The organism is Halomonas sp. DP8Y7-1, from assembly GCF_019801685.1.
GTDB classification, from domain to species: Bacteria; Pseudomonadota; Gammaproteobacteria; order Pseudomonadales; family Halomonadaceae; genus Halomonas; species Halomonas litopenaei_A.
In genome coordinates this window covers 187,848-213,951 of the sequence record NZ_JAHVIN010000010.1, presented here as the reverse complement: position 1 = coordinate 213,951, position 26,104 = coordinate 187,848, and the positions used below count along the sequence as shown (strand labels likewise).

Below are 26,104 nucleotides of genomic sequence, written 5' to 3'. Positions count from 1 at the left end.
CCCCGCGCGTCGCTGTCCGCCGCGGACGCCGGCCACTACATCACCGGTGGTGGTCAGGCGCTGCGCTGACAGCGCGATATCCCCGCCGCTGGTCAGCCGGCCAGAGATGTCCAGGGCATTGTCGGCCTGAATGTCGGCCCCTTGGTCGGCATGCACGTCACCCCCAAAGCTAGCGTCACTGGACTGGGTGATCAGGCGCGTCGGGGTCGAGGCGTCGGCAAGCCTCAGCTGGCCATCGGCGGTGATGCGAATGTCGCCGGCACTGGCGGCCATGTCACCGGCCAAGCGCACGCCGACTCCGGCGTCGGTGCCGACCAGGCGGATGCGCTCGGCGTACATGCCGCCGAGCGCCGAGGAATCGATGGCCAGGGCCGGGCGCGTGCCCTTGCCGGTACGCGGCGTGGTGCTGAGACTCGCGGCGTCGACATCGTTGGCGCCTGCGACAATCGTCAGGTCCTGGGCGTGCAGCTCGGCATTGAGCGCCGCGGCCCGGGTAAGGATCTCGAACTGATCCACCTCACGGGCGTCCAGCCCCAGCCCCTCGATGGCGACCTGCCCCTGGTCCACCGCGTAGTGGTCCAGCCGGCCGTCCTCGATCACCGGCGCACCGGTGGTCAGGGTGACCCGGGGGCTGTTGATGAAACCGCAGCCATCGCAGGAGATGCCGTAGGGATTAGCCACCACCACCTTGGCGGCCTGGCCGGCCACTTCGGTGTAGCCCGCCAGTCGGCTCGGATTGCCGCCATTGACCTCATTGAGGATGACCTGGGCCGCCTGACCGCGCAGATTGGCGTTGCCGACCACGATGCCGCCAAGCTGGGTCGACTGGGTCTTGCCGGTGGCGTTGTTGAGGATGAGCCCGCGGGCGTCCACGTTGTAGTCGCGAAAGCGGTTGTGGGAGAGGCCCTTGTCGTTGGGGGTGGCGATGTTGACCACCGGCACGCCGTTGCCCGCCTGATCGAGCCGGGTGTTGCCCCCCGGCGCCACCACGATGCCGTCTGCCAGCACCACCACGGGATGCCAGAACAGGGCGTTGATCATGACGATAGCCAGATGGCGAAACAGCGGACGGCGTGGGTTCATCAAACGTCCCTCCTGGAGGGCATGGCACGTATCTGGCGCAGCCACTAGAAGCGCGCCTGAACGGTGAAGTAGACGGGACTTTCGCGATGATCGATGGCATCGGCCTGGATGACGCCCGCCTCATAGGCAAGGGTGTCATCACGCCGGTCGACCAGAGCACTACCGGAGGGGGGACGTAAAACGTCGTCTTCATCCAAGAAATTTTGGCAACGGTTTGTCCCGGAATTTACACTCAGTGATCAAACGCTATAGCCATAATTTCTCTGGCATGTCGCCGATAAAAATGCGCTGCGCCACTGCCTGACTACCATGTATTTTTGAAATAATATTACTCATAGCTAAACTTAACTCTGCTTATTACTTTGCCACTTCATACGGCGTAGCAATGGCTACCGCAAGACCTCACTCAACGGCCGTGATGCCTGAATATGGTGACCCTGCTCAACGTTTCCAGACGTATATTTATCGTCACCTAGCGTCACGCCAATTGGCTGACAAGACATGCTGAGGAGACTCGATATTATCGAGATACTACCCCAAGAAAAGGAAGTGAAAAAATGCAGCAGAAATGAATGTCGTAGCGGAAAAGCACAACGATAGGAGAATTGACATAGGAAGGGTGAAGAAAGGAAAGCAGTTAGGAAAAAGAGGTCATTCAACCACATCTTGAATTGTCCAATATTTCCTACAAAGAAAACTCTTATTTCCTAACCTCACCTGATAGGCAGATAGCAAGTGTAGACAGAAAGGGCTGATAGGAAGGGCTGATAAAAAGTGGGGATAGAAAGTGCCGACAGAAAGCGGGAAAAATGAGCAAAAAATCACCACGCCCTGTTTTACGACACGCTCATATGACCCAACCACGACACAGCCACACCCTTCGAAAGGGGGTGATGCAACACGCCCAGCCCTGGCTGTGCCAGCCAGCTTCTGCCCGCCTCGGCATAAAGTATTAGCCCTGACGCATCACAAATGCTATACAAGGGGCGCTCGCTGTATAATTCTTAAGTCACTGATACTGCAGGCGTTGTAGCCATGGTCGGGAACCTCCTAGATCGGCCGGGCCCTCAGCGCCGCGGAGGGTGAGTGAGCACCGCAGGGAACAGGCGTGTGAAGGCACTACGCCGGAAGGAAACCAACCAGGACGAGACATGAACTACCGATTGATGTTCCAACTCACAGACTCCCTCAACACAAAGTCTCTCGAACCCCTGACGCTGAAACCGTCACCGCTGGACATGCCCGAACATCAGATCGATACCTTGCTGGAAGTACCCGGCACAGACGAACTGCTTGAACTGCCCTTCACTGCGGAAGAAGAAGGAAAGACAAGCCTGGTCTTCGTCCAGGGTCGTGTTGTATCGACCAAGAAGACCTACACCATCTCTGACGGTGGCGAGAGCGCCAGGTGCCTCGTCACCTGCTTTATCGAACCCAACCGCGTGGTAAAGCAAGGCACTGGCGAGCTCATCCTCGAGCCCACCGTCGACAACATCGAAGAGCTCATCTAAGCGTTACCGCTTGCTCTCCGAGCCACCGGGACGACTCAACCTGTCTTGAGCCCCGGGAGACCCTTAGAGGCCCTGGGGCACAAGGAAGGGGCACAGGAAGTCCTCTTGCCTGGTGATTGATCGTGACGCCAGCTCTGGCATTATCGACCCCAGGCAAGCGGGTAAACAGCCCCAAGCCATCGCCCCTGGGCAACCTGACGCAGTCCTTCGCTGTTCACGTCACGGATGACGTGAAGACACCGCACAAGGAGCCATGATTCATGCTAGGTGCACTCTCCGACTTCCCCGAATACCAATACACCGATCACGTCCACGACTTCGAAGTGAAGGACGTGAGCCGCCCACACCGGCCTGCGCATGCGGTCATGTGCTACTCTGCCGGCACCTTGTTCAAGGTCATTATCGTCGGCGGCGAGGTGGGAAATGCCTTGAACCTATGCCGCGGGCTAGGCGCACAGCGTAACGCCATGCAAGGCCAGCGCTTTACCCGCTGGATCGAATCGCACTTTCCTCTCGAGGTGTGTCATACCAACCAACGAGAGATACAGCGTGCTTTCCCGCCACCTCCAAAAGAGACCGACTAGCGCGGGTGCGAGCATTCTGTGCACGATGGCTGTGGTGCCTGATGGCTGCGGTGCATGACGACTAGGGTGCACAAGGTGCCCCTAGACATGGCAGGAGAATTCTTCAGCCCATATGGATATGACGAGGCGTAAATGCAGGACAAGGCACCGTCGGTGGTCATCACCGCACTAAAGAAGCTCGCGCAAGGCATCGCTCTCTGCTGGTTCCCCGTGCTTCTGCTGTTCCTCTTTGTCAAAAACGACTTTTCCTTCAAGGTACTGGCCTACGGCCTGGCCATTCCCCTCGTAGTCTATCTGGTCGCCGCCCTATGCATCTGGCTGTTCTTCAGTGAACGCCAGCGTCGACGTGACCCGAAGTAGCCGACGACCTGTCGCAGCGTGACTGCCCGCAGATGATCCTTGGCGCTGCATCTATTAGGCTATGCCGAGACAGTCACGACGCAGGCCTCCGCCACAGGCCTTCCCGCGCCGCAAAGAGAGCAAGCCATGACCGATACAGCCGCCTCCGGGATGATTGTCCTGCAGGGCAACCGCATGGAAGACCTGCGCGATCTGACGCTGAAATGGCTCGGCCGCCGCCCCCTCCATCCGCTCGCACGTACGCTTTTCCTGGTGCAGAGCAACGGCATTGCACAATGGCTCAAGACCTCTATCGCCGAGCGTCAGGGCGCTCCCGGCTACGGTATCTGTCTGGGAACGGATGTGGCGCTGCCGGCGCGGCTACAGTGGCAGGCCTATCGTGCGGTCATCGAGGATGTCGAAGGACCAGGTACGGTGCCCACGACGTCGCCCTTCGACAAGAGCCGACTGCGCTGGCGTCTGATGGAGCTGTTGCCCAAGGCGTTGATGGATCCGCTGTTCGCCCCTCTGGAACGCTATCTGCGCGACGATGATGAGCGCCGCAAGCACTACCAGCTGGCGGAACGCCTGGCCGACCTGTTCGACCAGTATCAGGTATACCGGGCAGACTGGCTGAGCGCCTGGGAAAAGGGTGACGATAGCCTGATTCTGCCCGGCAATCGCCGCATACCGGTACCAGAAGAGCAGCTCTGGCAACCCGCCCTGTGGCGCATGATCGGCGACTCCCTGGAGGACGGCCTGCGTCACACCCATCGCGGCGCCATTCATCAGCGTTTCAAGGCCGCCGCAGAGACCCTGCAGCAGCGTCCCGACGAGCTGCCGCCACGTATCGTGGTGTTCGGCATCTCGTCGCTGCCACAGCAGACGCTTGAAGTTCTCGCGGCGCTCTCCGGGGTCTGCGAGGTGGTGCTGTGCCTGCTCAATCCCTGCCAGTTCTACTGGGGCGAGATCATCGAGACCCAGGAAGTGCTGCGTCGCCATGTGCGTCAGCGCCGGCGTGAAGGCATGCCCGCCGACCTGCATCAGTCGCTGGAACACCTGCACCTGCACGCCCACCCATTGCTGGCGGCCTGGGGCAAGCAGGGCCGCGACTACCTGCAGCTGCTGAGCGAACATGACCATACCGATGTCGAGGCCATGAGCGCCCTGCTCGATGGCGCCGTCGACCTGTTTCTCGAACCGCCTACCGAGCACCTACTGGGCCAGTTGCAGGACGACATCCTCAACCTGCGGCCACTGTCCGAGACCCAGCAGACATGGCCGGCACTGGATCCTGAGCAAGATGGCTCGATCCGCTTTCACATCTGCCACAGCCCCCAGCGCGAGCTCGAAGTCCTGCACGATCAGCTGCTGGCAAGCTTTGCCGCAGACCCGACGCTAGAGCCCCGTGACATCATGGTCATGGTGCCGGACATCAACGACTACGCCCCTTACATCGACGCCGTCTTTGGGCAATTCGCCCCGGGCGAACGTCGTCATCTGCCCTACCACGTCGCCGACCAGCAGCAGCGACATCGGGAGCCCTTGCTGGTCGCCCTGGAAACGCTGCTGTCGCTTCCGCGCATGCGTTTCCGTGCCAGCGAGATTCTCGACCTGCTCGACATCCCGGCGGTACGCGAACGCTTTGGCCTGAGTGAAGGCGACCTGCCCACCCTGCAGCGCTGGATCCGCGAGGCCAACGTGCGCTGGGGCCTGGACGCCGCCCAGCGGGCCGAACTGGGACTGCCGGAGCACGACGAACTGCATACCTGGCGTTTTGGTCTTGAACGCATGCTGATGGGCTACGCCGTCGGCGAGGCCGAAGACAGTGGCGACGACTGGCTCGAGGTGGTGCCCTACGACGAGGTGGCAGGCCTTGACGCGGCGCTGGTCGGCCCCCTGTACCGGCTGATCATGACCCTGAGTGAGCTGCGCCAGTTGCTGTCCGCACCCCGTCCGGCGGCGGACTGGGACCGCGTGCTATCGACCATGCTCGAACGCACCCTGACCCCCAGCACCAGCGCGGAGCAGACCCTGATGGGTCGCATCCAGGCCTCCCTCGAGACCTGGCAGGAAGAGATCACCTCGGCAGCGGTGACCACCGATCTGCCCCTGGCCGTGGTGCGCGAGAGCTGGCTATCGCGTATCGATGACCCGCAGCTGTCCCAAAGCTTCATGATGGGGCGCATCACCTTCGCCACCCTAATGCCGATGCGTGCCATTCCGTTCCGACAGGTGGTGCTGCTGGGAATGAATGACGGCGCCTACCCGCGCCAGGCCACCGCCATGGACTTCGACCTGATGGCCATGCGCGGTCACTATCGCGCGGGAGATCGCTCACGCCGAGACGATGACCGCTACCTGTTTCTGGAGGCCTTGTTGTCCGCACGGGAGCGCCTGACCATCAGCTGGTGCGGTCGCAGCCCACAGGACAACGGTGAAAAGCCCCCCAGCGTGCTGGTGGGCCAGTTGCGCGACCACCTGGCCAAAGGCTGGCGCCTCCCTGATCAGCCGCCTCACGCCCAGCGCAGCCTGGCCGACGATGCCAAGATGGCCGAAGCTCTGCTTGAAGCGCTGACGGCCCAGCACCCGTTGCAGCCCTTTGGCGCCGCCTACTTCCAGGCGGATTCCCGACTGTTCACCTACGCCGACGAGTGGCAGGACTTGCACGCCGCCTCTGGCAGCACCATGGACACTGCCGCTGGGGCCGCTACTGGCGCGACCGCTGACTCGCCGGGGTCGGCAGTCGACTCGACGGATCCCCACGGGCCGCATGGAGCAGATTCCGCGACCAACGGCCTGGGCCCATGGCAACCGGAAGGCCCCCTTCAGCTGTCGCACCTGGCCGGGCTGTTGCGTGACCCGGTCGAAGCGCTGTTTCAGCAGCGCCTGTCCACCAGCATGCGCGATGACAACGTGCTGAATGACGACGACGAGCCCTTTGGCTTTGCGGGTTTGGCCGCCTGGCAACAGCGCGAGGCCCTGGTCCAGCCTATTGGTCAGCAATTGGCGCACCGGCCAGACGACGCCGCCTCACTGAGCGAGTTGATCGACCGCCAGGTCCTGCGCCAGCAGCGCGCCGGCCACTATCCACCGGCCCCGGTGGGCCCGGTCATTCGACAACGCCTGCTGGAACGGATTCCCGCTGCCCTGGAGGCCTATCGGGCGCTGCTCGCCCGCTATCCCTATGCCCTGGAGATCGCCCCACGGGTCAGCCACGACAGCGGGCTTACGCTGGATGCAAGCCGACTGGCCGCTGATGACGACACGCAGGCGCTCACCCTGCGGCTGGAAGACACCCTGACCCAGCTGCACGCCGACCGGCCCCTCTCACTGGGCGAAAGACAGGGAGAGAAACTGGGAGAAAAGGCCAGCGCAGATGCCTCTGCCGAAGTGGCCCGCATCGTGCTGTTGACCAGTCAGATCCACCAGGGCGAGCACTTCAACTGGCGCCAGATCCTGCGCCACTGGCCTGCTCACCTGGCGCTGCAAACCCTTTATCCGGGGGCCGTCACTCACCTGGTATCGCCCAGCGGCCAGCTCACCATACCGGGCATGACCCGACCCCAGGCCGAACAGAGGCTGAACCGGCTGATGGAGCGGTGGCAGCATGCCATGCAGCATGCCACCCCGACCCATCCCGATATCGCCTTCAACGCCCTCGAGGCCTATCCCGCGGCGGATGACCCTGACTGGCCACCGCCTGACCTGGCGTCCGATCCCAAGCTTCGCACCTCATGGGAAGACCGCTGGGAACGCCTGGCCGAACGCAGCCCGCTGATGTTGCGGGAGTTCCCTACCCTGGAAGCACTGGTCACCGCCCCAGACTTTGCCGACGCCACCCGGGAGCTGTATGCCGACCTGCACACCTGGATCAGCCGCGCGCGTCAGTCCCCCCTTGCGGTTGCCCCTGCAACGCAAGGCAACCGTCACTCCACCAAGGGGGCCAAAGCATGAGCTCAGCCAAGACCACCGCTGACGGCCCCCTGGTGTCAGACGCACATCAGCCCCCGTCAACCAAGGCGCTACCGCTGGCCCTGCCACTGACCGGCTGCCAGTTGATCGAGGCCAGTGCCGGGACCGGCAAGACCTTTACCATCGCCCTGCTCTACGTGCGCCTGGTACTGGGCCATGGCCAGCCGGGGCGCAGCGACTGTCGCGCGGACAACGGCTTTTCACAGCCGCTGGTGCCCCCGGACATCCTTGTGGTGACCTTCACCGAAGCCGCCAGCCAGGAGCTGCGAGAGCGCATTCGGGCGCGCCTGGTACAGGCCGCCGAAGCCTTTCGCGCCGACCCTGCTCACGACGACGACCTGGCCGGCCGCGACCCGCTACTGGCCGAGCTGCGCAATGACTTCGCCCCGGATGCCTGGCCTGTCTGCGCCCGCCGCCTGATACTGGCCGCCGAATGGATGGATGATGCCGCCATCTCCACCATTCACAGCTGGTGTCAGCGGATGCTGAAGGAACACGCCTTCGACAGCGGCAAGCTGTTTCGTCAGGAAGTCATTCAGGACATGAGTGAGCTGACCCAGGAGGCCGTCAACGACTACTGGCGCACCCGGGTCTACCCCCTCAGCGAGCCGCTGGCGGCTTCGGTGGTCGAGCTGTTCTCATCGCCTCAGGGGTTGTACAGCAACGTCCGCAACCTGCTCGCCCGGGATGACGCCGCGCTGATGTTCTGCGGCGAGCCGCTGGTCAGCACCGACCTGACCGCTACCCTGACCACCTTCAGTGACCATCGCGCCAAGGCCGACAGCCTGGAAGCGCAGGCGCGCAAGCGCTACCTCGACGAAGCGCAGGAGGTGCGCGACGCTTTACAAGCGCTGCGCCCAAGCCTCAACGGCAACAGCTTTCGCGGCAAGGACAACGACGAGACCTTTGCCGGCTGGCTGGAAGAGCTCGACCACTGGGCCCAGGGCGGCATCGCCACCGGCGACACGAAGTTCGTGCAGAAACTGGCGCGCTCCCGCTTGAAGGTGAAGAAAGGCGTAGAGGTCCCGGACATCGCCCTGTTTGCCGCTCTGGAGGAGTGGGGCACCTATCAGCAGCACGCCGATGACCTCAAGCGTGAGCTGCTCCCCCAGTTTCTTGCCGATGCCAGCCGCTGGATCAGCCAGCGCCTGCGCGAGCAGCTTGAGGCCAGCGCCCTGATGGGCTTCAACGACATGATCACCGGGCTTGCCGAGGCCCTCGATGGCGAGGGCGGAGACGCCTTGGCGCGGCGGATTCGCCAGCAATTCCCGGTGGCGATGATCGACGAATTCCAGGATACCGATCCGGCCCAGTACCACATCTTCGAATGCATCTACCGCATCGACCAGGCGAACGCGAAGGCGACCGAGGACGCCAGCATCGACGACGCTGACGACCCTAGTGCGCTGGTCCTGATCGGGGACCCCAAGCAGGCGATCTACGGCTTTCGCGGTGGCGACATCTATACCTACCTGGCGGCCCGCCAGGCCACCCTGGGTCATCACCACAGCCTGGACACCAACTTCCGCTCAAGTCAGGCCGCCGTCGACTCGGTGAACCAGCTGTTCGCCTTCGCCGAGCAGCACCATGAGCGAGGGGCCTTTCGCTTTGCCGACGCCACCGGGCAGGCCACCAACCCGCTGCCCTTTGTCACGGTCAAGGCCAACGGCCGCAAGGAAACCTTGATGCTGGATGGCCAGCCCGCCACGGCCCTGACCGGCTGGCTGGTCAGCGATGACGACAGCGACAGCGGCTGCCTGAACAAGGAACGCTATCTGCGCGAGGCCGCCCATCACTGCGCCAACCGCATCGCCGAATGGCTCAACCAGTCCCATCCTGAGGGTGGCGAGCCCCGCGCCGGCTTCGCCCGCCCGGGCGACGACCGCCTGACGCCCTTGAACGCCTGTGACATTGCCATTCTGGTGCGTGACCGGGTCGAGGCCACCGCCATTCGCCGGGCGCTCAGCCAGCGCGGCCTTGCCAGCGTCTACCTGTCTGACCGGGACAGCGTCTTCGCCACCGCAGAAGCCCGTGACATGCTCTACTGGCTGAAGGCCATCGCCCACCCCGAGTCCGTGTCCACCCTGCGCACCGCCCTGGCTACCGCCACCCTGGGGCTCAGTCTGGTGGAGCTGGATCACCTGCAGCGCGACGAAAGCGCCTGGGAGCGCGTTCAAGAGCGCTTCATGGCCTACCGCCAGCGCTGGCAGCGGCGCGGCGTTCTGCCGGCATTGCGCAAGCTGATGCACGACTATCGCATCCCTGCCCGCCTGCTGAATGCCGACCAGGGCCAGCGGCGCCTGACCAACCTGCTGCACCTGGCAGAATGGGCCCAGCAGGCCAGTGATACCCTGGATGGCGACCACGCCTTGATCCGCCTGCTGTCGGAGCATGTGCAGGAGCCCGCCGACGACGAACAGATTCTGCGCCTGGAAAGCGATGCCGAGCTCATCCAGGTGGTCACCATCTTCAAGTCCAAGGGCCTGGAGTATCCGGTGGTATGCCTGCCCTTCCTGTGCACCTACAAGGAAGTCAGCGGCAAGACCGGGACCCCGCTCTACCACCTTGACGACCGCCCGGTGCTGGAACTGGCGCCCAAGAAGGAGATGGCCAAGGAAGGCTTCGAGCTGGCCGATGATGAACGGCTGTCCGAGGAAGTCCGACTTATCTATGTGGCCCTGACCCGTGCCCGTCACGCCAGCTTTATCGGCCTCGCGCCCCTCAAGTACGGCAATGGCAAGGCCGCGACCCTGCACAAGTCGGCCCTTGGTCACCTGCTGGCCGGGGGCGCGAATATCCCGGACGAACAGAGCCTGCGTGCCTGCTGGCAACAGATGCAGGGGGACAGTGGCGACGTCCTGCTGGAGACCGCCCCTTCAAGCGTGGCTTCTCCCATCATCAACGTCGTGCCCCGGCAGTCGACGCGAGCCCACAAGCCGGCGCTTTCCGCCGCCCACCAGGCCTTTGCCCCCTGGTGGATTGCCAGCTATTCGGCACTGGCCCAGAAGGGCGCGGCGGCACCAGAAACACCTGCCGCCGAAGTGCTGGAAGAAGAAGACAGCGACCAGCGTCAGGCAGTAAGTCGCGCCGACACCCGCCAGCCCGAGCCCGGTAGCCTGCATGCCTTTCCTCGTGGACCTGGGCCCGGTACCTTCCTCCACGGCGTGCTGGAAGCCATGGCCGAACATGGTTTTGCCGCCGCCGTGGACGACACCACACTGCAGGCACGCATGGCACAGCGCTGCCGACGGCGAGGCTGGGACGACCACATCGACGCCCTGACCCAAGGCATGCAGCGCTGGCTGACCACCCCCCTGTCGCCTGGGGCCATGGAACCCACGGGTGCCACCTCGTCCACCGCTGAAGTGGCGGCTGAAGCGACGGCTGGACTCACAGACGGGCTGACGCTGTGCGAGCTATCGCGCTACCGGGCGGAACCCGACTTCTGGTTTGCCACCCACAATGCGATTACCCCAGCGATGGACCGACTCACCCGGGACCATCTTTTCCCTGGCGCCCCACGGCCGCAGCTCGGCTTCCAGCGCCTGAACGGACTGCTCAAGGGGTTTATCGACCTGCTGGCGGAACACGATGGGCGCTTCTACGTCATCGACTGGAAGTCCAACTGGCTGGGCCCCGACGACGCTGCCTATCACCCCGATGCCATGCGCGACGCCATGCTCGACAAGCGCTACGACATGCAGCTCGCCCTTTACCTGGTGGCGCTGCATCGACACCTGCGCCAGACGCTGCCGGACTATGATTACGAGCAGCACGTGGGCGGCGCCATGCTGGTGTTTCTGCGCGGTATCGATGCCCCCTCACGAGGCGTTGCCGCGATCAAGCCACCGCTGGCCTTCATCGAGGCGCTGGATCGCTGCCTGGCCGGGGAACGCCAAGAGGAGACTCCGGCATGAACGAGACGCTGCCCCATGACCGCCCTGGCGCGGATACCGCCGCTGACAGCCCCAGCGTCAGTGAGGCCCTGGCCGATCCCCAGGCCATGTTGCGCCTGCAGTTCGCCTGGGCCGAACACGACTGGATTCGTGACCTCGACGCCGCCCTGGCCCATCGTCTTGCCGCGCTGGCACCGGACGCCGACGCCTGCTGCCTGGTCGCCGCGATGCTGGTCAGCCACCAGGCCGGCCAGGGCCATCTGCTGGTGGACCTCGACCAGGCCAGGCGGCACCCTCAGTCGCTGATCGCGGTGGAACCCGACGACACCGCTCCAGCCCCACCGGATGAGGTGCTGGCCGCCATCGGCGACGACTGGGCCCAGCGCCTTGAGCAGTGGTCCGCGGTGGGCCAGGGCCCCGGCAGCACGCCGCTGGTACTGGACGGTAACCGCCTGTATCTGCGCCGCTACTGGCGTCACGAGCGCCGGGTCGCCGATGCCATCTCGGATCGACTGGCAGCGGCCTATCCCGCCCATCCCAGCACGAATCAGACCAGCGTTAGCGGCGCTGTTCCCCAAGCCAGCCAGCTACGCCCGGTACTGGACAGCCTGTTTCCACCACAGGACCCTCGTGCGCAACAGGCACAGTCCCAGAAACTCGCCTGCGCCCTGGGCGCGCGGACGCCCTTCTCGGTCATCACCGGCGGTCCCGGTACCGGCAAGACCACCACCGTCATCCGCCTGCTGGCGCTGCTGCAGGCCCAGGCCATCGCCACACGAGGCGTGCCGCTGACCATCCGCCTGGCTGCCCCCACCGGCAAGGCCGCCGCTCGCCTGAGTGAATCCATCCGCGACCAGATCGCCGCCCTGGCATCCCTCGACCTGCCCAACGCCGAGCAGGTCCGCGAGTCGATTCCCGCCGAGGTCACAACCCTGCACCGTCTGCTCGGGGCGCGCCCGGATACCCGTCACTTCCGGCATCATCGTCTTAACCCGCTGCCGCTGGACATGGTGGCGGTGGATGAGGCCTCGATGGTGGACATTGACATGATGGCGGCAGTGCTGGAGGCACTGCCCCCCAGGGCGCGTCTGGTCCTGCTGGGCGACAAGGACCAGCTGGCCTCCGTCGAAGCCGGGGCCGTGCTGGGCAACCTGTGTGCGCGAGCGGAGGAAGGCCACTATCAGCCGGACACCGCCCAGTGGTTGCAGGACGCCACCGGTATCGAGTTGCCGCCAGCGCTCTGCCTCCCCCCGGAACAGGCCAGTAGTGGACGCCCGCTGGATCAGTCCATCGCCATGTTGCGTCACTCGTTCCGCTTCGATGACCAGAGCGGCATCGGCCAGCTGGCTCGCGCCATCAATGCGGGAGACAGTCGACAAGCCATGGCGGTACTGGATGCCCCCTCCTTTACTGAGGCCCAGCGCCTGAGTCTGCGCCGTAACGATGAACGGGCCTTGATGACGCTGGTGCTCGAAGGCCGTGGCCACGACAACGCCTGGGGCTACCGCTACTACCTTGACGCCATTCGCCCCCGTGAAGCGCGCAGCGATGCAGGAACTGACGCCGCCAGCGGTAGCCGCGAACGCCCAGCGACAGCGGCCGACCGCAGCGAGTGGGACCAGTGGGCGGCAGAGATTCTAAAGGCCCACGCCCAGTTCCAGCTGCTGACACCGCTGCGCAGCGGGCATCATGGGGTCGAGACACTGAACCAGCGCATCGAGCAGGCACTGGCGCGCCACGGCCTGATCGACAAGCCCGACCTGTATACCCATTGGTACGAAGGCCGCCCGGTGCTGGTCACCGGCAACGACTACGCCTTGAAGCTGATGAACGGGGATATCGGCATCGCCCTGCAGGTACCGGCGGAGTTCGGCAACCCCGAAGCCGGCACCATCTTGCGCGTGGCGTTTCCTGCGGGTGACGGCCAGGGCGGCATTCGCTGGGTGCTGCCCAGTCGTCTGCAGCGGGTCGAAACGGTCTTCGCCATGACGGTGCACAAGTCCCAGGGCTCCGAGTTCGTGCATACCGCGCTGGTGATGCCCGACACCCTCTCGCCTATCCTGACACGAGAGCTGGTCTACACCGCCGTCACGCGAGCCAAGAAGACCTTTACCCTGGCCAGCGCCAACGACCAGGTGCTGGCCCGCGCCATCGAACGCCGGATTCAGCGCCAGAGCCGGCTGTTTCAGTAGACCAGCAGCAGGAATTCCACCCAGACGCAGCCTAAATCGCCCACAGCCGGAGAGCCCATGTCGACACAGCGAACCCGCTCACTCATCCTGGAGCGCGCCCACCTGGCGTGGGACCTGGCGATCATCGTCCTGGTGGTGATCAACCTGGGACTGCTGCTGTTCGACAGCCTCTACCTGCTACCGCCCTTGAATGCCGCCTTCGAGGGTATCGCCCCTGGCCTGCACGCCGCCTACGACCGCTACATCCACGCCAATTTCTTTACGATCGACCTGGCCTTCGTCACGGTCTTCCTCTTGGATGTGCTGCTGGGCTGGGCAGTCGCCATCGCCGAGCGTCGCTACCATCGCTGGTTCTTCTACCCCTTTGTGCACTGGTATGACGTGCTTGGCTGTATTCCGCTGGGGGGCTTTCGCCTGCTGCGTGTGCTGCGGGTCATCTCGCTGCTGCACCGGCTGCAGCGTCTCGGCCTGATCGATGTGCGCCGCTGGTACGTCTACAGCGTTGTCGCCAAGTACGTCGACATCCTGATGGAAGAACTCACCGACCGTATCGCCACTCGCCTGCTCGACAATGTCCAGCGCGAACTGACCAGCGGCGAGGGCCTGGCCTCACCCGCCATCGACAAGATCATCACGCCGCGCAAGGAGGCGCTGGTACGGGAAATCAGCCAGCGCCTGGAGAATATGGTGGGCGATATCGCCTACCGTAACCGCTTCGAAACCCTGGCTTACGTGCGCGGACTGGTGGCCCGCACCCTGGCAGAGACCCCAGAACTGCAGCGCCTCAAACGCCTGCCCATGGGTAGCCAGCTGACCCAGGGCCTGGAAACCTCCCTGTCCGACCTTGCCTGCCATATCGTCGACGAAGCCCTCGCCGGCCTGCGCTCCCCCCAGTTCTCGACCCTCGTCGAGCATATGGCCGAAAGCGGCCTCGACGCCTGGCTGCGCACCGACCCCGAAACCGAGCAGATCACCGAACAGGTACTGGTCGATATGCTGGAACTGTTGAAGGACCGAATCGCCATCAAGCGCTGGCAGGAAAGGTATGAGTGAGGGGGCGTAGATGAAACGGGTGCAGTTAGAGCGACGCAAGCGCATATGGTGAGCGAGATATGCCCCGTAGCCGCTGCCCCCTGCACTGCCTACGTCGCCCTCTGTGAATATCCCCCAACTATATTTGCACAGACCGCTTGAGCGATGTTGACGCTGGAGATGGTGATAACAACTAGTGCTTTTTAGTTCCCACACCGTATTCGCCCCTAGGCCCCCGAATGAGTCAACTCTGTCTACGGCGATAGGGCGTTACAAAATTCAATCGACTAGATCTACGGTGCAAGGTCGACTGATATTGCTTTAGAGGGACTAGCGTAATAAAAACCGACGATCACGCCGCCTGAGCGGCGTAATGACAGCTATCGGCCAGTAACGGACATTCAGCCAGAGCTGATATAACGCCAACAGCACGCGCGGCTGCTGAATGGAGGCGAAGCCGCAATGCAGCAGCCGTCGCCGTGCCTGTGGTTGTTAAATTCGACCTCGTGCTCCACCACCTGTGGCACGGGACCCTTCTACATATTCGAGATTCAGATCGGCTTCAATCCGAACAGGAGGCATACCAAAAATTTCACTTTCTAGCCTCGACTTTGCGTAGTCATTAAGTACAAACCGCTCGCACAGGTGCCCATCTTCACGCCATTCTGATTTTGAAAGTCCAAGTAAAGTGACCAATCCCGAGCCAGCCTGATAGATTTCATGGGGCATTAAGTTTTGGCTTTCTCTCGTGCCATGAACTATCGACTCTTGCCAAAAAAGCTTCATAAACTCTCGCTGCGGCTCAGTAAGGTTGGAAATCGTTTGATCCACCATCTCTTTAAATCGATTTTCTTCGAACTCAATAAAAAGTTGGCTGACCACAGGGCTCAGCTGGAAAACAAACTCAGTAGCGGATGCTTGATGTATTTTTGAGATCCAACCCGACTTGCTCAGCCAGCTCACTCCTTCACGTCGGATATCCATACGCTGCTCAGATTCAACCAGTTCCCGTAGTACCCTAAGTTCCGTGGGCTTTAGGTGTGGCAGGGATGTTCTTACCTTTTTTTCAAAGCTGGCCAGATCGCTCTCTCTTTTTATCCTGGCTTTTCGATCGTTCTGCATATTTGTGATCTTTAGGCATCCAACCTCAAGCGACCTAACTACAAGGTAAGAAACGGAGAGCGCCCCAACTGTAAGAAATAGAATTGTGTAATCATCGGGAAAGCCAATGTTAGAGAATACTTGCGAGGCTGGCTGCCAAACAAATAGAACAAGCAAGACCGTCCCTAGAGCTCTTGCTGCTGATTTCACAGATGAGATCGAACCAAAGAACTTAATGGCCCAGTCAGGCACAAATCCCCCTGAATTTAACGCCCGGCTCACGCGCCGGTTTGGAGCTGCGAAGCAGCGGAAAACCGGTCGCCGTGCAGCCGATTGTTAAGTGCTTTAGAGAAGTCCATTTTGCTCCCGATACTCATCTTTGGTTTTAGGTAGGATCACTTGCCGACGGATTACGACAAATTTTTCAACCTCAGGAATGCAAACTTCTTTTCCACCGTTGGAAATGTAAGAGCACAGACCATCTACCGCTAGAGCATCAATATGCGATTTCAAGGTACTTTGAAAGTGGTAGCTCAGCTCGTAGCCAAGCGGAACATTTGGAAAACACTCAGCCAAAAAAGGTGGCCAGTTTGCACCATCGAGCCGATGCGGACACTCAATAGCTAAATGCTCATGAGTCACTTCAACTTCCAAACGCAAAGTCTCACCAACATCTGGACGACTCCAGTGCCATGCGTATTCTCCCGCGTAAAATGGATCGGTTGAAAACCATTTCTCACCAGATATGATGCCACTCTTCAAGTCCAACCCGAGGTCACCATCCCGACACCCATGGAATAAAACCTTGGGTACTGGCTTAGTGGGCCAAGTGTCCATTTCAGCTAATAGCTTCTCCGATATTTCCATAACTGATCCTTGTGTACTCATGCGCTGACTCGTTCACTTAACGCTGAGCTAAGCGGCGCCCTGACAAAGGCGTCCGGTGGACGGCCGATAGGCCGGGAACGAACTTAAGCGGCTTGTTAAGCATTGAGCTGGTGGACGAAACCGGCTTCATCTCTGACACCTACCCGGTTACCATCGGGATCGCTGATATTGATAGTCCGGCCCCAAGAACTTTCCTGGATTTCGGCCTGAATACCCCATGCCCTTATTTCCGCCAGAGCCGCCTCCAAATCCTCGACATTAAAGCGAAGTTTGAAACTACCCTCAGTCGCTGACTTAACGCCGCTCTTCGCCCTGCCTCCTTGCTCAATCATCAAGTAGCCGTGCCCATACTCGAGACAGGTGAGCTTGAAGTCACCCTCCTTTTTCTCGAATAGCTGACGCAATCCAAAGAGGTCTCGATAGAACGCCACGCACTCCTCGAAATGTTCCGTATTCAGAATTATTCCGTAGCGGGCTATGTTCGCGTGCATGAACCTTCCTTGTGCTTAACAGGTATTAGACAGCGCGCTCGTTTATTGACTTGAACGAGCACGCGCGTTCAACATTCTTATACCGCCACACCAACCCATTTACTTTTATGTGAACTTTCGTCGACGTGGCTACATAACACCAATAAACGCGCTTGCTGCCTTTGCAGGCATGACCGCTTAGGGTCGAAAGCGGTCACCTCACACCACTCCTCTGTATCTCAGCCCGCATGCGCCCGGCCCCCACTACTCCAATTACCAGCCAACCACTACACATCCCATTGCCAGCCTTCTCGGCACAAACACACCACCAAAATCAGCACAGCCTATCGAAGACTACTGCGAAACAGGCCATATCGCCAGTTTTCGCAGACTCCCTTTTGTCTTATTACGACCAAAAAATTTCGGAGTAGCTGAAACGTTAAAATCTCGTTTGTCACCGATAAAAACAAGCGACCTCCAGTTATATCGCTTCTCACAGACTTAACTCCGTGAAAAGTACTGCGAAACAATCTCCTCCACAGGTAAGCAGTCGCTTATCCAACACCTCCGCTCTCGCCATCAGTTCAGATGATTCCTACGCCACCTCTTCCCACCTTGCTCTCCAGTCCTCTCCTGCCATCCGACTCTCCCTCCCCACCCACCCCGCCGGGACACACCAAAGGGCCACCAAGCCAACTTTGGTCCGGGTGCTGCCTGGCTGGCGGAGGCTTTCTGCTGCTGATACTGTACATACGAACAGTATCTATCCGTTGCGGGAGGCACCATGCACCACATCAACCTTGTTGCTCGTTTGGCTATACCGATGAGGGCGGAACCATGACGGTGCATCTCGAGGTGCTGGGCCGGGTGGATGAGCGGGCGCCGGGGGCTCCGCTGCCGTTGGCGGCTGGCGAGGTTCGCGCGGGCTTTCCATCGCCGGCGGATGACTATCTGGAAGGCCAGCTCGATCTGGTGGCGCACCTGGTGCCCCACCCCAGCTCGACCTTCTATCTGCGCGCCAAGGGCGAGTCGATGAAGGAGCTGGGCATCTTCGACGGCGACCTGCTGATCGTCGACCGGTCGCTGGAGCCGCGCCAGAGCGCGGTGCTGATCGCCAGCGTGGACGGTGAGCTGACCTGCAAGCAGCTGGGCAAGCTGGGCGACCGGCCCTATCTGTTGGCGGCCAACGAGGCCTACCCGCCGATTGCCCTGAACGGCCACGACTGCGATGTATGGGGAGTGGTGACGCACAGCATCCATGCGCTGCCGCAAGGGACGTCCCGCCGTCATGCCAGCTCGGCCTACCAGGGCACGCCGTCATGATCGCGCTGGTCGACTGCAACAATTTCTACGTCAGCTGCGAGCGGGTGTTTGATCCGCGCCTGCGCGGCAAGCCGGTGGCGGTGCTGTCCAACAACGATGGCTGTGTCATCGCTCGCAGTCAGGAAATCAAGGATCTCGGCGTGCCCATGGGCATCCCCACCTTCCAGATCGACCAGCGCCTGAAGCGCCAATGCGTCCTGCTGTCGAGCAACTACACCTTGTACGGGGACATGTCACGACGAGTGGTGGAGACCCTGAACACCTTCTGCCCCCAGGTAGAGGTCTACAGCATCGATGAGTCCTTTCTGGACTTCGAGGGCTTCGCCAGCGATCGCCTGATCGGCCACTGTGTTGAATTGCGACGCACGGTGCAGCGCCATACCGGGATTCCGGTAGGCGTGGGTCTTGCCAGCAGCCGCACCCTGGCCAAGATCGCCAACCATCGCGCCAAGAAGGACCCCAACGGCCATGGCGTCTGCCTGATGGAAGCAGACAGCACAGACACCCAACGCTGGCTGGAGCACTTGCCGGTGGCCGAGGTGTGGGGTGTGGCCGGTCGCAGCGCGGCGCGCTTGGCAACGCTTGGTATCCACACGGCCTGGCAGTTGCGAGAAGCAGACCCGAAGCACGTGCGCCGCCACTTCAGCGTGGTGATGGAGCGCACCGTGCGCGAGCTACGAGGAGAGTCTTGCCTGGCCCCGGAAGACAGCGATGTCCCCAGGGAGCGCATCATGACCAGCCGTTCCTTCGGGCGCCCCACCGGGGACCTGGAGCAGCTTCGCCAGGCCGTGCGCGCCCACGCCACGCGCGGAGCTGAAAAGCTTCGCCGCCAGGGCAGCGTTGCCCGAGCGGTGCAGGTCTTTCTGCGTACCAATCGCCACCGCCCCGACCAGCCCCAGCATCATCCGTCGCTGGTGGTGCCACTCCCTACCGCCAGCGACGACAGCCTGGCCATAGTGGCCACCGCGACCCAGGCGCTGGCACGCATGCATCGCCAGGGCCACCAGTACATGAAGGCGGGGGTGATGCTCCTCGACCTGCAGGACAAGGCCACCCTGCAGCATGACATCTTCGCCAGCGAAAGCGCCGATACCCAGCGCAATGAACGCCTGATGGATACTCTGGACGCGATCAACCGCAAGCACGGACGCGGGGCACTGAGCCTCGGCAAGGCCAGTGACAACGCCGCCTGGCAACTGAAGTGCGAACACCGCACACCCCGCTACACCACCCGCTGGGACGAGCTGCCGGTCGCCAGGCTATAGGCAGTCCCAGGGGCAGAACACAAGCGGGCCAGGCCTGTTATGGCCTGGCCCGAACGTGCGGCGACAGCGATGTTGGCTTACGCCACCGGTGGAATCACCCGCTCCGCGATCAAGCGGTCGAACAGGTCGAGGAAGACCGCCCGGGTCTCGCGATGCTCGTGGAAGCCAAACTCGCGGCTCTTGTTGATATCGTTCACGCACTCCTGGGTGCGGCCAAGGTCGCCGTCGGTGTGCCACCAGGACGCCAGCTTGCTGACATCGTCCTGGACCAGGTCATGGCGCTTGGCAATGTCCTTCCAGGTGTCCTCGATACCGGCCATCTGCTCTGCCAGAGGCTGTGGGGTCTGGGGGCATTCGCCCACCTCGAGGCCGAAGTACTCGCCAATCTCCCGCCACATCCGGCGCCAGCGAAAGGTGTCCCCGTTTACCGTGTTGAAGGCCTGGTTGGCCGCTCCCGGCGCCAGCGCGGCCCATTCCATCTGGCGGGCCAACAGCAGGGCATCGGTCAGGTCCGTCAGGTAGTTCCACTGCTGCTGGGACCCCGGGAAGATGAACGGCTGACCGGTGGCCCGGCAGATCGAGGCATACACCGCAAGCGTGGTGCCCATGTTCATGAGGTTGCCGGAGGCGTAGCCAATCACCGTATGGGGACGGTGCACGTTCCAGCGGATGCCGTAGCGTTCCGCCACCTCCAGCATGATGTCTTCAAGGGTGTAGTAGAAGTTGGGACCCGGCACCCGCTCAGCGGACTCGCGAAACGGTGTCTCCACCTGGCCGCTGCCATAGGCTTCGAAGGATCCCAGGTACTGCTTGGTGCCCGTCACCAGAGACACGTGCTCGAGGCGCGCAGGGTCCAGCGCGGCGAACAGGTGGTTCATCATGGCGCCATTGGCCTCGACATTCTCCCGCTCCGTGCTGCGCTGTGTCCAGGTGCAGTAGAACACGTGGCTGATCGGCAGCCCTGCCAGGGCGTCGGCGGTGGCCTGCGGATCGAGCAGGTCAGCGGCGACCGGGATGACGCCGCTGGTGGTGGTGCCACTGCGCGACATGCCGTAGACGGTCCAGCCACTGGCGACGAGGTACTGGGCGAGGTTGCCACCGGTGATGCCGGTCGCACCGACAACAAGTGCGTTGCCTTTCTGCATGAAGATATCCCTAGACGGTAGCCGTCGTTGTGGATTGACGGTGTCCCATTGTGGACCTATAAACACTTGCGACAATCGCTATGATGGCAAAGGTTTATTGCATGAAAGGCAACGTTGACCTGAACGCGCTGCGCACCTTTCGGCTGGTCGTGGATGCTGGTGGCTTCACCGCCGCGGCACACCGCAGCCATCGTGCGGTGTCATCCATTTCACGGCAGATTCAGACGCTGGAGCGCAGCCTGGGGCAAGCCCTGTTCCACCGTCACACCCGCGCAGTGGAGCTGACCGAGGCAGGCAAGCACTACATCGAGGCGATTCGTCCTGTGCTTGCCGACCTGGACGCCGCCACGGAGAACATCACCGCGGCCAAGAATGAACCGGCCGGCACCCTGACCATCAACGCCCCGGTCGCCTTTGGCGAGCGCCAGGTCGTGCCGTTGATTCGTGGCTTCTCCCGGCGCTACCCCAAGATCACGACAGAACTACGCCTGACCGACCAGTTCGTCGACCCGGTGCGCAGCGCAGCCGACGTGACCTTTCGCGTCGGCCCACTGACCGACTCCAACCTGGTCGCACGCACGCTGGCGCCCATGCGCTATATCGTGGCGGCGTCTCCTGACTATCTTGCGACAGCTGGCACCCCGACATCTCCGGCCGCCCTGCTCGACCACGACTGCCTGCGCTACCAGGGTGAGTACGGCCGCCAGCGCTGGTTCTGGCGCCAACCTGGCACGGCGGACTTTCAGCGCCTGGACGTGGACGGCTCGCTGCACAGTGACGACGCGCCGAGCCTTCGCCACGCCGCGGTACTGGGCCAGGGCATCGTGCTGTTTCCCTCCTGGATGATCGCCAAGGAGCTGGATGAAGGCAGCCTGGTAGCGCTACTTACCGAATGGCAGTGGGAGGTGGCCCCGGAAGAGCGGTCCATTCACCTGCTTTACGCCGCGTCTCGCCTGGGGCCGCGCAAGGTGGCGCTGTTCGTCGACTACGTCACGGAACAGGTAGGGGACCCGCCGCTATGGGACCGCCGTCCCCTGTCCCAGGAGCCGTAGGGCTCGTCTGAAAAGTGCCTGCGCTCGGTAATACAGCGTTAAAAATAGGATCAAAATGCTCATTTACACCCCGTAAACTGCGCTTTTTCACCGATTTTTGCCTTGTCTAACCTTCGCTCGCCGACTTTTCGGACATCGCCTAGCCATAGCACGGAATTGCGCATCTTCCGCGAGCAACGCTCGTTTGACGACAGTTAAAAGCCTTCATGGCCGCCATTCTTGCCTAAGATTTACCTGAACTAAGCGCCTGTCGAGCACAGTTTGACAGGCAGCCCCAGGAGCAGGCCGAGGAAGAGGCACCCCTATGAAGACACCCGTCGTAATGACAGCGCTGCTGCTCTCGGTTTCCCTGCCGACCATGGCCAAGGAAGTGACCGGGGGCGTCTATGTCGCCACCAACCATCAGCAACAGAACTCGCTGGTGGCCTGGCGTCAGTTTGATGACGGCACCCTGGAAAAGATTGGCGAATACCCCACCGGTGGCGCTGGCAACGGCATGGATGGCGGCCTTGATCCTCTAGGCTCGGCCTATGGCGTCTGGCGCTCCGCCGACGACCGCAATGTGCTGGTGGCCAACATCGGCGATGGCACCCTGTCATCGCTGCACGTACAAGACGACCTGACCCTTACCCTCAACAACGTGGTTGACGCTGGCGGGGCCAAGCCCAAGGCCATCGATGGCCATGCCGGGCTGGTGTACGTCGCCAGCACCAATGGGGCCAATGACGAGCCCGGCGTGATCAAGGGCTTCACCATCGATGGAAACGGCCAGCTGACGGAGCTGGCGAATTCACTGCGACCACTGGACGACTCACCGGTCAGCATGGAATTTACCGAGGACGGCAAGTACCTCACCGTGGTGGGCTTTCTTACAGGAATGGTGCACGTCTACGCGGTCGACGACGATGGCCTGCTGTCGCAGACGCCAGTATCCAGCCTGCCGTCGCCGCACCTGTCGGAAGACCGCTTCTTTGCGCTGCCCATCGGCACCAAGCTGATCACTCGGCCCGATGGCCACAGTACCCTGCTGGTTACCGAGACCCGCTATATCACCCAGGGTTATCAGTTCCATCCATCCTCGGATGAGAGCAAGGCCAAATACCCCTTCCTGCAGGAGTACGAGGGCCAGACGGGCTCGATGTCATCCTATGACATCGACGCCGACGGCCAGCTCACCATGGTGTCGGCGGATGTGATGACGGGAACCGACATCTGGGGTGGCGAGCAGGCCGCCTGCTGGGTCACCACCTCGGCGGACGGACGCTACGCCTGGACCACCAACTCCCACACGTCCAGCCTGTCGACCTACAGCATCGATCCGGAAGATGGCAGCATCGCCCTGCTCGAGGAAGCGGCCTATCGGGCCGAGGACTACAACGAGTACTTCGCCGACATGGACCTGAGCGCCGACGGCCACTATGTCAACGTCATCAGCGGTAACACCGGCAAGACCTGGGTGTTCGAGATCGACCACGACGATGGCAGCCTGTCGGTGGTCGACGCCTATCCGGGCAGTGCCGAGGTGCACTCCTACGGGCTGGTGACCATACCGGTACCGGGCGAAAAGACGCTGGCCAGCAAGGAGTAGATTGGCGCAGAGCCCAACGGCCTGACGCCAGCGGGACGTGACTGAAGCGCACTATCGAATACGGTCGGATAGCGTCGAATAGGGTCGATTAGGAACGGATTGGGGCCATAGCGGTGCGGCCCCTATCTGCAAGCGTAGGCTGGCCAGGCGATGGGCGTCTTAAGCAGAATGCCAACAGCGTCAGCGGCGTTTATCCACGAACACTCACCCACCAGCACTCAATCACTAATAGTCCGCCGAGAAACCTCAGCCCTGATCGTCGTCGCCGCGACTGGATACCGCCGGCCACAGATCCAGCAATCGATGCAGCACGGCCATGGCCACCAAGGTCGCCATCAGGGCGACGCACATCGAGCTGAACCGGTACAGCGCATCCACCACCAGGTCCTGGTTGGGGCGAAGATACTGGCCAAACAGGATGCCCAGCGTCGTCAGCCCGCCAAAGCCGATACCCGACCCGGCCTTTTCGATAACGTGCTCGCGAGCAAACAGCAGCAGGCCAATGCCGTAGGCCAGCAGCACCAGCGGCAGGTGACTGCTCTTGGTGAACAGAATCAACTGCAGCAACAGCGCCAGGTTACAGCCCAGCAAGGTCCCTATCGCCCGACGATGAGCAGACGCCTTGGCGCCGTGATAGCCAAGGGCGAACAGAATCAGGATGGTCGCCATCTGCGCCGACAGGGAATCGCGCAGATCGAGCAGCTGAAACACCAGAAACGACAGCGTCGCGGTAATCGCGCCAATCAATGCCTGATGACGCTGCAGCGACACGCTCTTGAGCTGGGGCGGAGGCGGCTGGCGCGGGTCAACGTCAGGAAAGACGCTATGCATCAGCGCCGCGATCGCCACCGCCAACAGGCTGGCTACGGTATTGCTGGTCAGCAGGTCGAACAGGTCGAGATCGGGATAGCTGGAAAAATGCAGCATGATGCTGAGGGTCAGTACCCCATTGGCACCAAACACGAACAGCGGGCCGCGCGCCATCAAGGTGAAGCGCCCTAGAAACATCAGGAACACCAGGCCGGTCATCACTGCGGGAAGGTGCTGGGTCAGGCCCACCACCAAGCTGATCTCCACCACGTTAAGACAGGCATTGCCCAGGAACTGACGCACCACATGGGCATTGAACACGGGGATGATGCCCAGCAGAAACATCGGAAACACGGTAAAGAAGACGCCGTAGTTCCAATGCATCAACTGGCTGACCAGAAAACCGATCCAGGCGCCTACCGCGATACGCAGGCATTGGCGCAAGTCGTTACGGCTTAGTTTCGACGGCCGCGGTGCGGGCTTGTCGCTCGGCACGGGCGTATCGGACGACCGTGCGCTGTCAGAGGATCGAGAGCGATCAATAGACATAGTGAAGCCAGGACATCAGCCGCACTTGCAAGGCCCCCAGCGGATGGGCGATGGGGTGGTCACCGGGAAACAGCTGCACGGTGGCACGAGCCCCTGTCGGCAGCCGTTGAGGCACGTCATCGGTCAGCGTCAGATGCAGGCGCAGACGCTGCGCATCGCGCAGCCAACGGTCGGTGGTCGGTATGTCAGCCAGGTTGCCATCGGCGCTGACCTGGCCATCGCGGACACCGGCATCACGCTGTTCAACCCGGGCACTGAACACCTGGCCGGGCAGGCCATCAAACACGATCTTGGCATCATCACCGGCCGCGACCTTGCGCAGACTCTTTTCGCGAAAGTCAGCGATCACGTCCAGCTCGTCGGAAATCAGCGCCACCAGCGGCTGTCCCTGGGTGGCGTAGTCGCCCACTTCCAGCTGCAGGTTACTGATGATGCCGGAATGCTGGGCGCGCACCACTGTGTGCTCCAGGTCCAGGCGCGCCTGTTCCACCGCGTTACGGGCCTGACGCAGGCGCAGGTTGGCGTCACCTTCAGCCCCCAGCTCCACCTCCAGGCGCGCCACTTCCGCTTCGGCTGCCTTGACCTCTGCCTGAGCCTGGCGATCGGTGGCCACCAGGCCATCCAGCCGCTGCCGCGAGATACTGCCCTGGCCAATCAAGCGCTCGCCGCGACTGCGCTCCTGGCGGCTCTCCTGCGCTCGCGCCCTGGCGGCATCCAAGGTCGCCCTGGCGGAGGCGATACTCGCGCCCAGGGTGTCATTTTCCTGGCGCGCGGCCTCCCGCTCTAGCTGCGCCTGCTCCAGCGCCAGCTCGAACGGCGCGGGGTCCAGGCGAAACAGCACATCGCCAGCCTCGACGTGGACATTGTTGGACACGTCGACACGGGCCACCGGGCCACTGACTTCCGGCGCAATACGCACGACCGGACGCATGACTCGCGCTTCCGGGGTCATCGGCATGTAGGTATCGGCCACCACAAAATAGCCAAACATCAGGACAAACAGGCCCAAGGCCAGGCGCACTAGCCACTTGAAGCGCTGATCGGGGGTCATGGGGTTCCTCTTGCTCGAAATCGCTCACTTCGCCGTCATCCTTCCCTGGGGGCGGCGGTGATGCGCCATGCACAGGTCAACGTGCCCAATGCTTCACTCGACGAGCGCCCAGGGCGGCCGCGAAGACTAGCATTTAATTAGCATGGTAACAATAACAGACACATTTGCCCCGCCATCCTTCCCCGCCATCTTTCCTACGACACCTTTCCCCTTCGCTGCCTTTCCCCTTCGCTGCCTTCCCCACGGATCT

At 62.1% G+C, this 26,104-nt stretch carries 19 protein-coding genes; 11 read left to right on the top strand and 8 right to left on the bottom strand.

The window, feature by feature from the left end:
* Together KUV41_RS13875 and KUV41_RS13870 are read right to left on the bottom strand one after the other, a co-directional pair.
* A partial coding sequence (locus KUV41_RS13875) for a filamentous hemagglutinin N-terminal domain-containing protein (protein ID WP_222486553.1) occupies positions 1-1,083 on the bottom strand: 1,083 nt, incomplete at its 3' end.
* 44 nt (positions 1,084-1,127) lie between these two features.
* The gene (locus KUV41_RS13870; protein WP_222486552.1) at positions 1,128-1,280 is read right to left on the bottom strand and encodes a hypothetical protein; all 153 of its coding nucleotides are present in this window, start codon (positions 1,278-1,280) and stop codon (positions 1,128-1,130) included.
* A gap of 954 nt (positions 1,281-2,234) precedes the next feature.
* On the opposite strand from KUV41_RS13870, the gene KUV41_RS13865 reads away from it, so the two are divergent.
* The 7 genes from KUV41_RS13865 (at position 2,235) to KUV41_RS13835 (ending at position 14,633) form a co-directional block, all read left to right on the top strand.
* The gene (locus KUV41_RS13865; RefSeq protein WP_206938463.1) at positions 2,235-2,594 is read left to right on the top strand and encodes a hypothetical protein; all 360 of its coding nucleotides are present in this window, start codon (positions 2,235-2,237) and stop codon (positions 2,592-2,594) included.
* A gap of 260 nt (positions 2,595-2,854) precedes the next feature.
* Positions 2,855-3,178, top strand: a complete 324-nt coding sequence (locus tag KUV41_RS13860) for a hypothetical protein (RefSeq protein WP_222486551.1) — start codon at positions 2,855-2,857, stop codon at positions 3,176-3,178.
* 132 nt (positions 3,179-3,310) lie between these two features.
* Positions 3,311-3,538: a hypothetical protein gene (locus tag KUV41_RS13855; RefSeq protein ID WP_222239416.1), complete on the top strand. Its 228-nt coding sequence runs from the start codon at positions 3,311-3,313 to the stop codon at positions 3,536-3,538.
* Between the two features lie 126 nt (positions 3,539-3,664).
* The gene (gene recC / locus KUV41_RS13850; protein WP_222486550.1) at positions 3,665-7,474 is read left to right on the top strand and encodes an exodeoxyribonuclease V subunit gamma; all 3,810 of its coding nucleotides are present in this window, start codon (positions 3,665-3,667) and stop codon (positions 7,472-7,474) included.
* On the top strand, positions 7,471-11,409 hold the full coding sequence (gene recB, locus KUV41_RS13845) for an exodeoxyribonuclease V subunit beta (protein ID WP_222486549.1): 3,939 nt from the start codon (positions 7,471-7,473) through the stop codon (positions 11,407-11,409). Before recC ends, recB begins: the two co-directional genes overlap by 4 nt.
* Positions 11,406-13,580: an exodeoxyribonuclease V subunit alpha gene (recD, locus tag KUV41_RS13840; protein WP_222486548.1), complete on the top strand. Its 2,175-nt coding sequence runs from the start codon at positions 11,406-11,408 to the stop codon at positions 13,578-13,580. Before recB ends, recD begins: the two co-directional genes overlap by 4 nt.
* Before the next feature lie 57 nt (positions 13,581-13,637).
* Entirely contained in the window at positions 13,638-14,633 is a 996-nt protein-coding gene (locus tag KUV41_RS13835; protein ID WP_222486547.1) for an ion transporter, read from the top strand.
* Between the two features lie 471 nt (positions 14,634-15,104).
* Here KUV41_RS13835 and KUV41_RS13830 read toward each other — a convergent pair whose 3' ends face one another.
* The 3 genes from KUV41_RS13830 to KUV41_RS13820 form a co-directional block, all read right to left on the bottom strand.
* Positions 15,105-15,734, bottom strand: coding sequence for a hypothetical protein (locus tag KUV41_RS13830; RefSeq protein WP_222486546.1), 630 nt, complete (start codon positions 15,732-15,734; stop codon positions 15,105-15,107).
* Positions 15,735-16,058: 324 nt separating this feature from the next.
* Positions 16,059-16,601, bottom strand: coding sequence for a hypothetical protein (locus tag KUV41_RS13825; RefSeq protein WP_222486545.1), 543 nt, complete (start codon positions 16,599-16,601; stop codon positions 16,059-16,061).
* 95 nt (positions 16,602-16,696) lie between these two features.
* Positions 16,697-17,092, bottom strand: coding sequence for a VOC family protein (locus KUV41_RS13820; RefSeq protein ID WP_222486544.1), 396 nt, complete (start codon positions 17,090-17,092; stop codon positions 16,697-16,699).
* 816 nt (positions 17,093-17,908) lie between these two features.
* On the opposite strand from KUV41_RS13820, the gene KUV41_RS13815 reads away from it, so the two are divergent.
* Together KUV41_RS13815 and KUV41_RS13810 are read left to right on the top strand one after the other, a co-directional pair.
* Positions 17,909-18,394 (top strand): LexA family protein, encoded by a 486-nt coding sequence (locus tag KUV41_RS13815; RefSeq protein ID WP_222486543.1) that lies wholly within the window; start codon positions 17,909-17,911, stop codon positions 18,392-18,394.
* The gene (locus KUV41_RS13810) at positions 18,391-19,659 is read left to right on the top strand and encodes a Y-family DNA polymerase (protein WP_222486542.1); all 1,269 of its coding nucleotides are present in this window, start codon (positions 18,391-18,393) and stop codon (positions 19,657-19,659) included. The genes KUV41_RS13815 and KUV41_RS13810 overlap by 4 nt, the downstream gene beginning before the upstream one ends.
* A gap of 77 nt (positions 19,660-19,736) precedes the next feature.
* On the opposite strand, the gene KUV41_RS13805 is transcribed toward KUV41_RS13810, so the two are convergent.
* Positions 19,737-20,804, bottom strand: coding sequence for an SDR family oxidoreductase (locus KUV41_RS13805; RefSeq protein ID WP_222486541.1), 1,068 nt, complete (start codon positions 20,802-20,804; stop codon positions 19,737-19,739).
* A 101-nt stretch (positions 20,805-20,905) separates the two neighbouring features.
* Between KUV41_RS13805 and KUV41_RS13800 the strand changes: the two genes are divergently transcribed.
* Together KUV41_RS13800 and KUV41_RS13795 are read left to right on the top strand one after the other, a co-directional pair.
* Complete coding sequence (locus tag KUV41_RS13800; protein ID WP_222486540.1) at positions 20,906-21,856, top strand: LysR family transcriptional regulator; 951 nt, start codon at positions 20,906-20,908, stop codon at positions 21,854-21,856.
* A 304-nt stretch (positions 21,857-22,160) separates the two neighbouring features.
* Complete coding sequence (locus KUV41_RS13795) at positions 22,161-23,444, top strand: lactonase family protein (RefSeq protein WP_222486539.1); 1,284 nt, start codon at positions 22,161-22,163, stop codon at positions 23,442-23,444.
* Positions 23,445-23,690: 246 nt separating this feature from the next.
* On the opposite strand, the gene KUV41_RS13790 is transcribed toward KUV41_RS13795, so the two are convergent.
* Together KUV41_RS13790 and KUV41_RS13785 are read right to left on the bottom strand one after the other, a co-directional pair.
* Entirely contained in the window at positions 23,691-24,749 is a 1,059-nt protein-coding gene (locus tag KUV41_RS13790; protein ID WP_315900592.1) for a DUF2955 domain-containing protein, read from the bottom strand.
* 43 nt (positions 24,750-24,792) lie between these two features.
* Positions 24,793-25,854 carry an HlyD family secretion protein gene (locus KUV41_RS13785; RefSeq protein ID WP_222486537.1) on the bottom strand — a complete coding sequence of 354 codons (1,062 nt, stop codon included), beginning with the start codon at positions 25,852-25,854 and terminating at the stop codon, positions 24,793-24,795.
* Between the last annotated feature and the right edge of the window lie 250 nt (positions 25,855-26,104).

Coding starts and splice junctions, on each gene's coding strand:
- KUV41_RS13865 (WP_206938463.1), top strand. CDS start 2,235: ATGAACTACCGATTGATGTTCCAACTCACAGACTCCCTCAACACAAAG.
- KUV41_RS13860 (WP_222486551.1), top strand. CDS start 2,855: ATGCTAGGTGCACTCTCCGACTTCCCCGAATACCAATACACCGATCAC.
- KUV41_RS13855 (WP_222239416.1), top strand. CDS start 3,311: ATGCAGGACAAGGCACCGTCGGTGGTCATCACCGCACTAAAGAAGCTC.
- recC (WP_222486550.1), top strand. CDS start 3,665: ATGACCGATACAGCCGCCTCCGGGATGATTGTCCTGCAGGGCAACCGC.
- recB (WP_222486549.1), top strand. CDS start 7,471: ATGAGCTCAGCCAAGACCACCGCTGACGGCCCCCTGGTGTCAGACGCA.
- recD (WP_222486548.1), top strand. CDS start 11,406: ATGAACGAGACGCTGCCCCATGACCGCCCTGGCGCGGATACCGCCGCT.
- KUV41_RS13835 (WP_222486547.1), top strand. CDS start 13,638: ATGTCGACACAGCGAACCCGCTCACTCATCCTGGAGCGCGCCCACCTG.
- KUV41_RS13830 (WP_222486546.1), bottom strand. CDS start 15,734: ATGCAGAACGATCGAAAAGCCAGGATAAAAAGAGAGAGCGATCTGGCC.
- KUV41_RS13825 (WP_222486545.1), bottom strand. CDS start 16,601: ATGAGTACACAAGGATCAGTTATGGAAATATCGGAGAAGCTATTAGCT.
- KUV41_RS13820 (WP_222486544.1), bottom strand. CDS start 17,092: ATGCACGCGAACATAGCCCGCTACGGAATAATTCTGAATACGGAACAT.
- KUV41_RS13815 (WP_222486543.1), top strand. CDS start 17,909: ATGACGGTGCATCTCGAGGTGCTGGGCCGGGTGGATGAGCGGGCGCCG.
- KUV41_RS13810 (WP_222486542.1), top strand. CDS start 18,391: ATGATCGCGCTGGTCGACTGCAACAATTTCTACGTCAGCTGCGAGCGG.
- KUV41_RS13805 (WP_222486541.1), bottom strand. CDS start 20,804: ATGCAGAAAGGCAACGCACTTGTTGTCGGTGCGACCGGCATCACCGGT.
- KUV41_RS13800 (WP_222486540.1), top strand. CDS start 20,906: ATGAAAGGCAACGTTGACCTGAACGCGCTGCGCACCTTTCGGCTGGTC.
- KUV41_RS13795 (WP_222486539.1), top strand. CDS start 22,161: ATGAAGACACCCGTCGTAATGACAGCGCTGCTGCTCTCGGTTTCCCTG.
- KUV41_RS13785 (WP_222486537.1), bottom strand. CDS start 25,854: ATGACCCCCGATCAGCGCTTCAAGTGGCTAGTGCGCCTGGCCTTGGGC.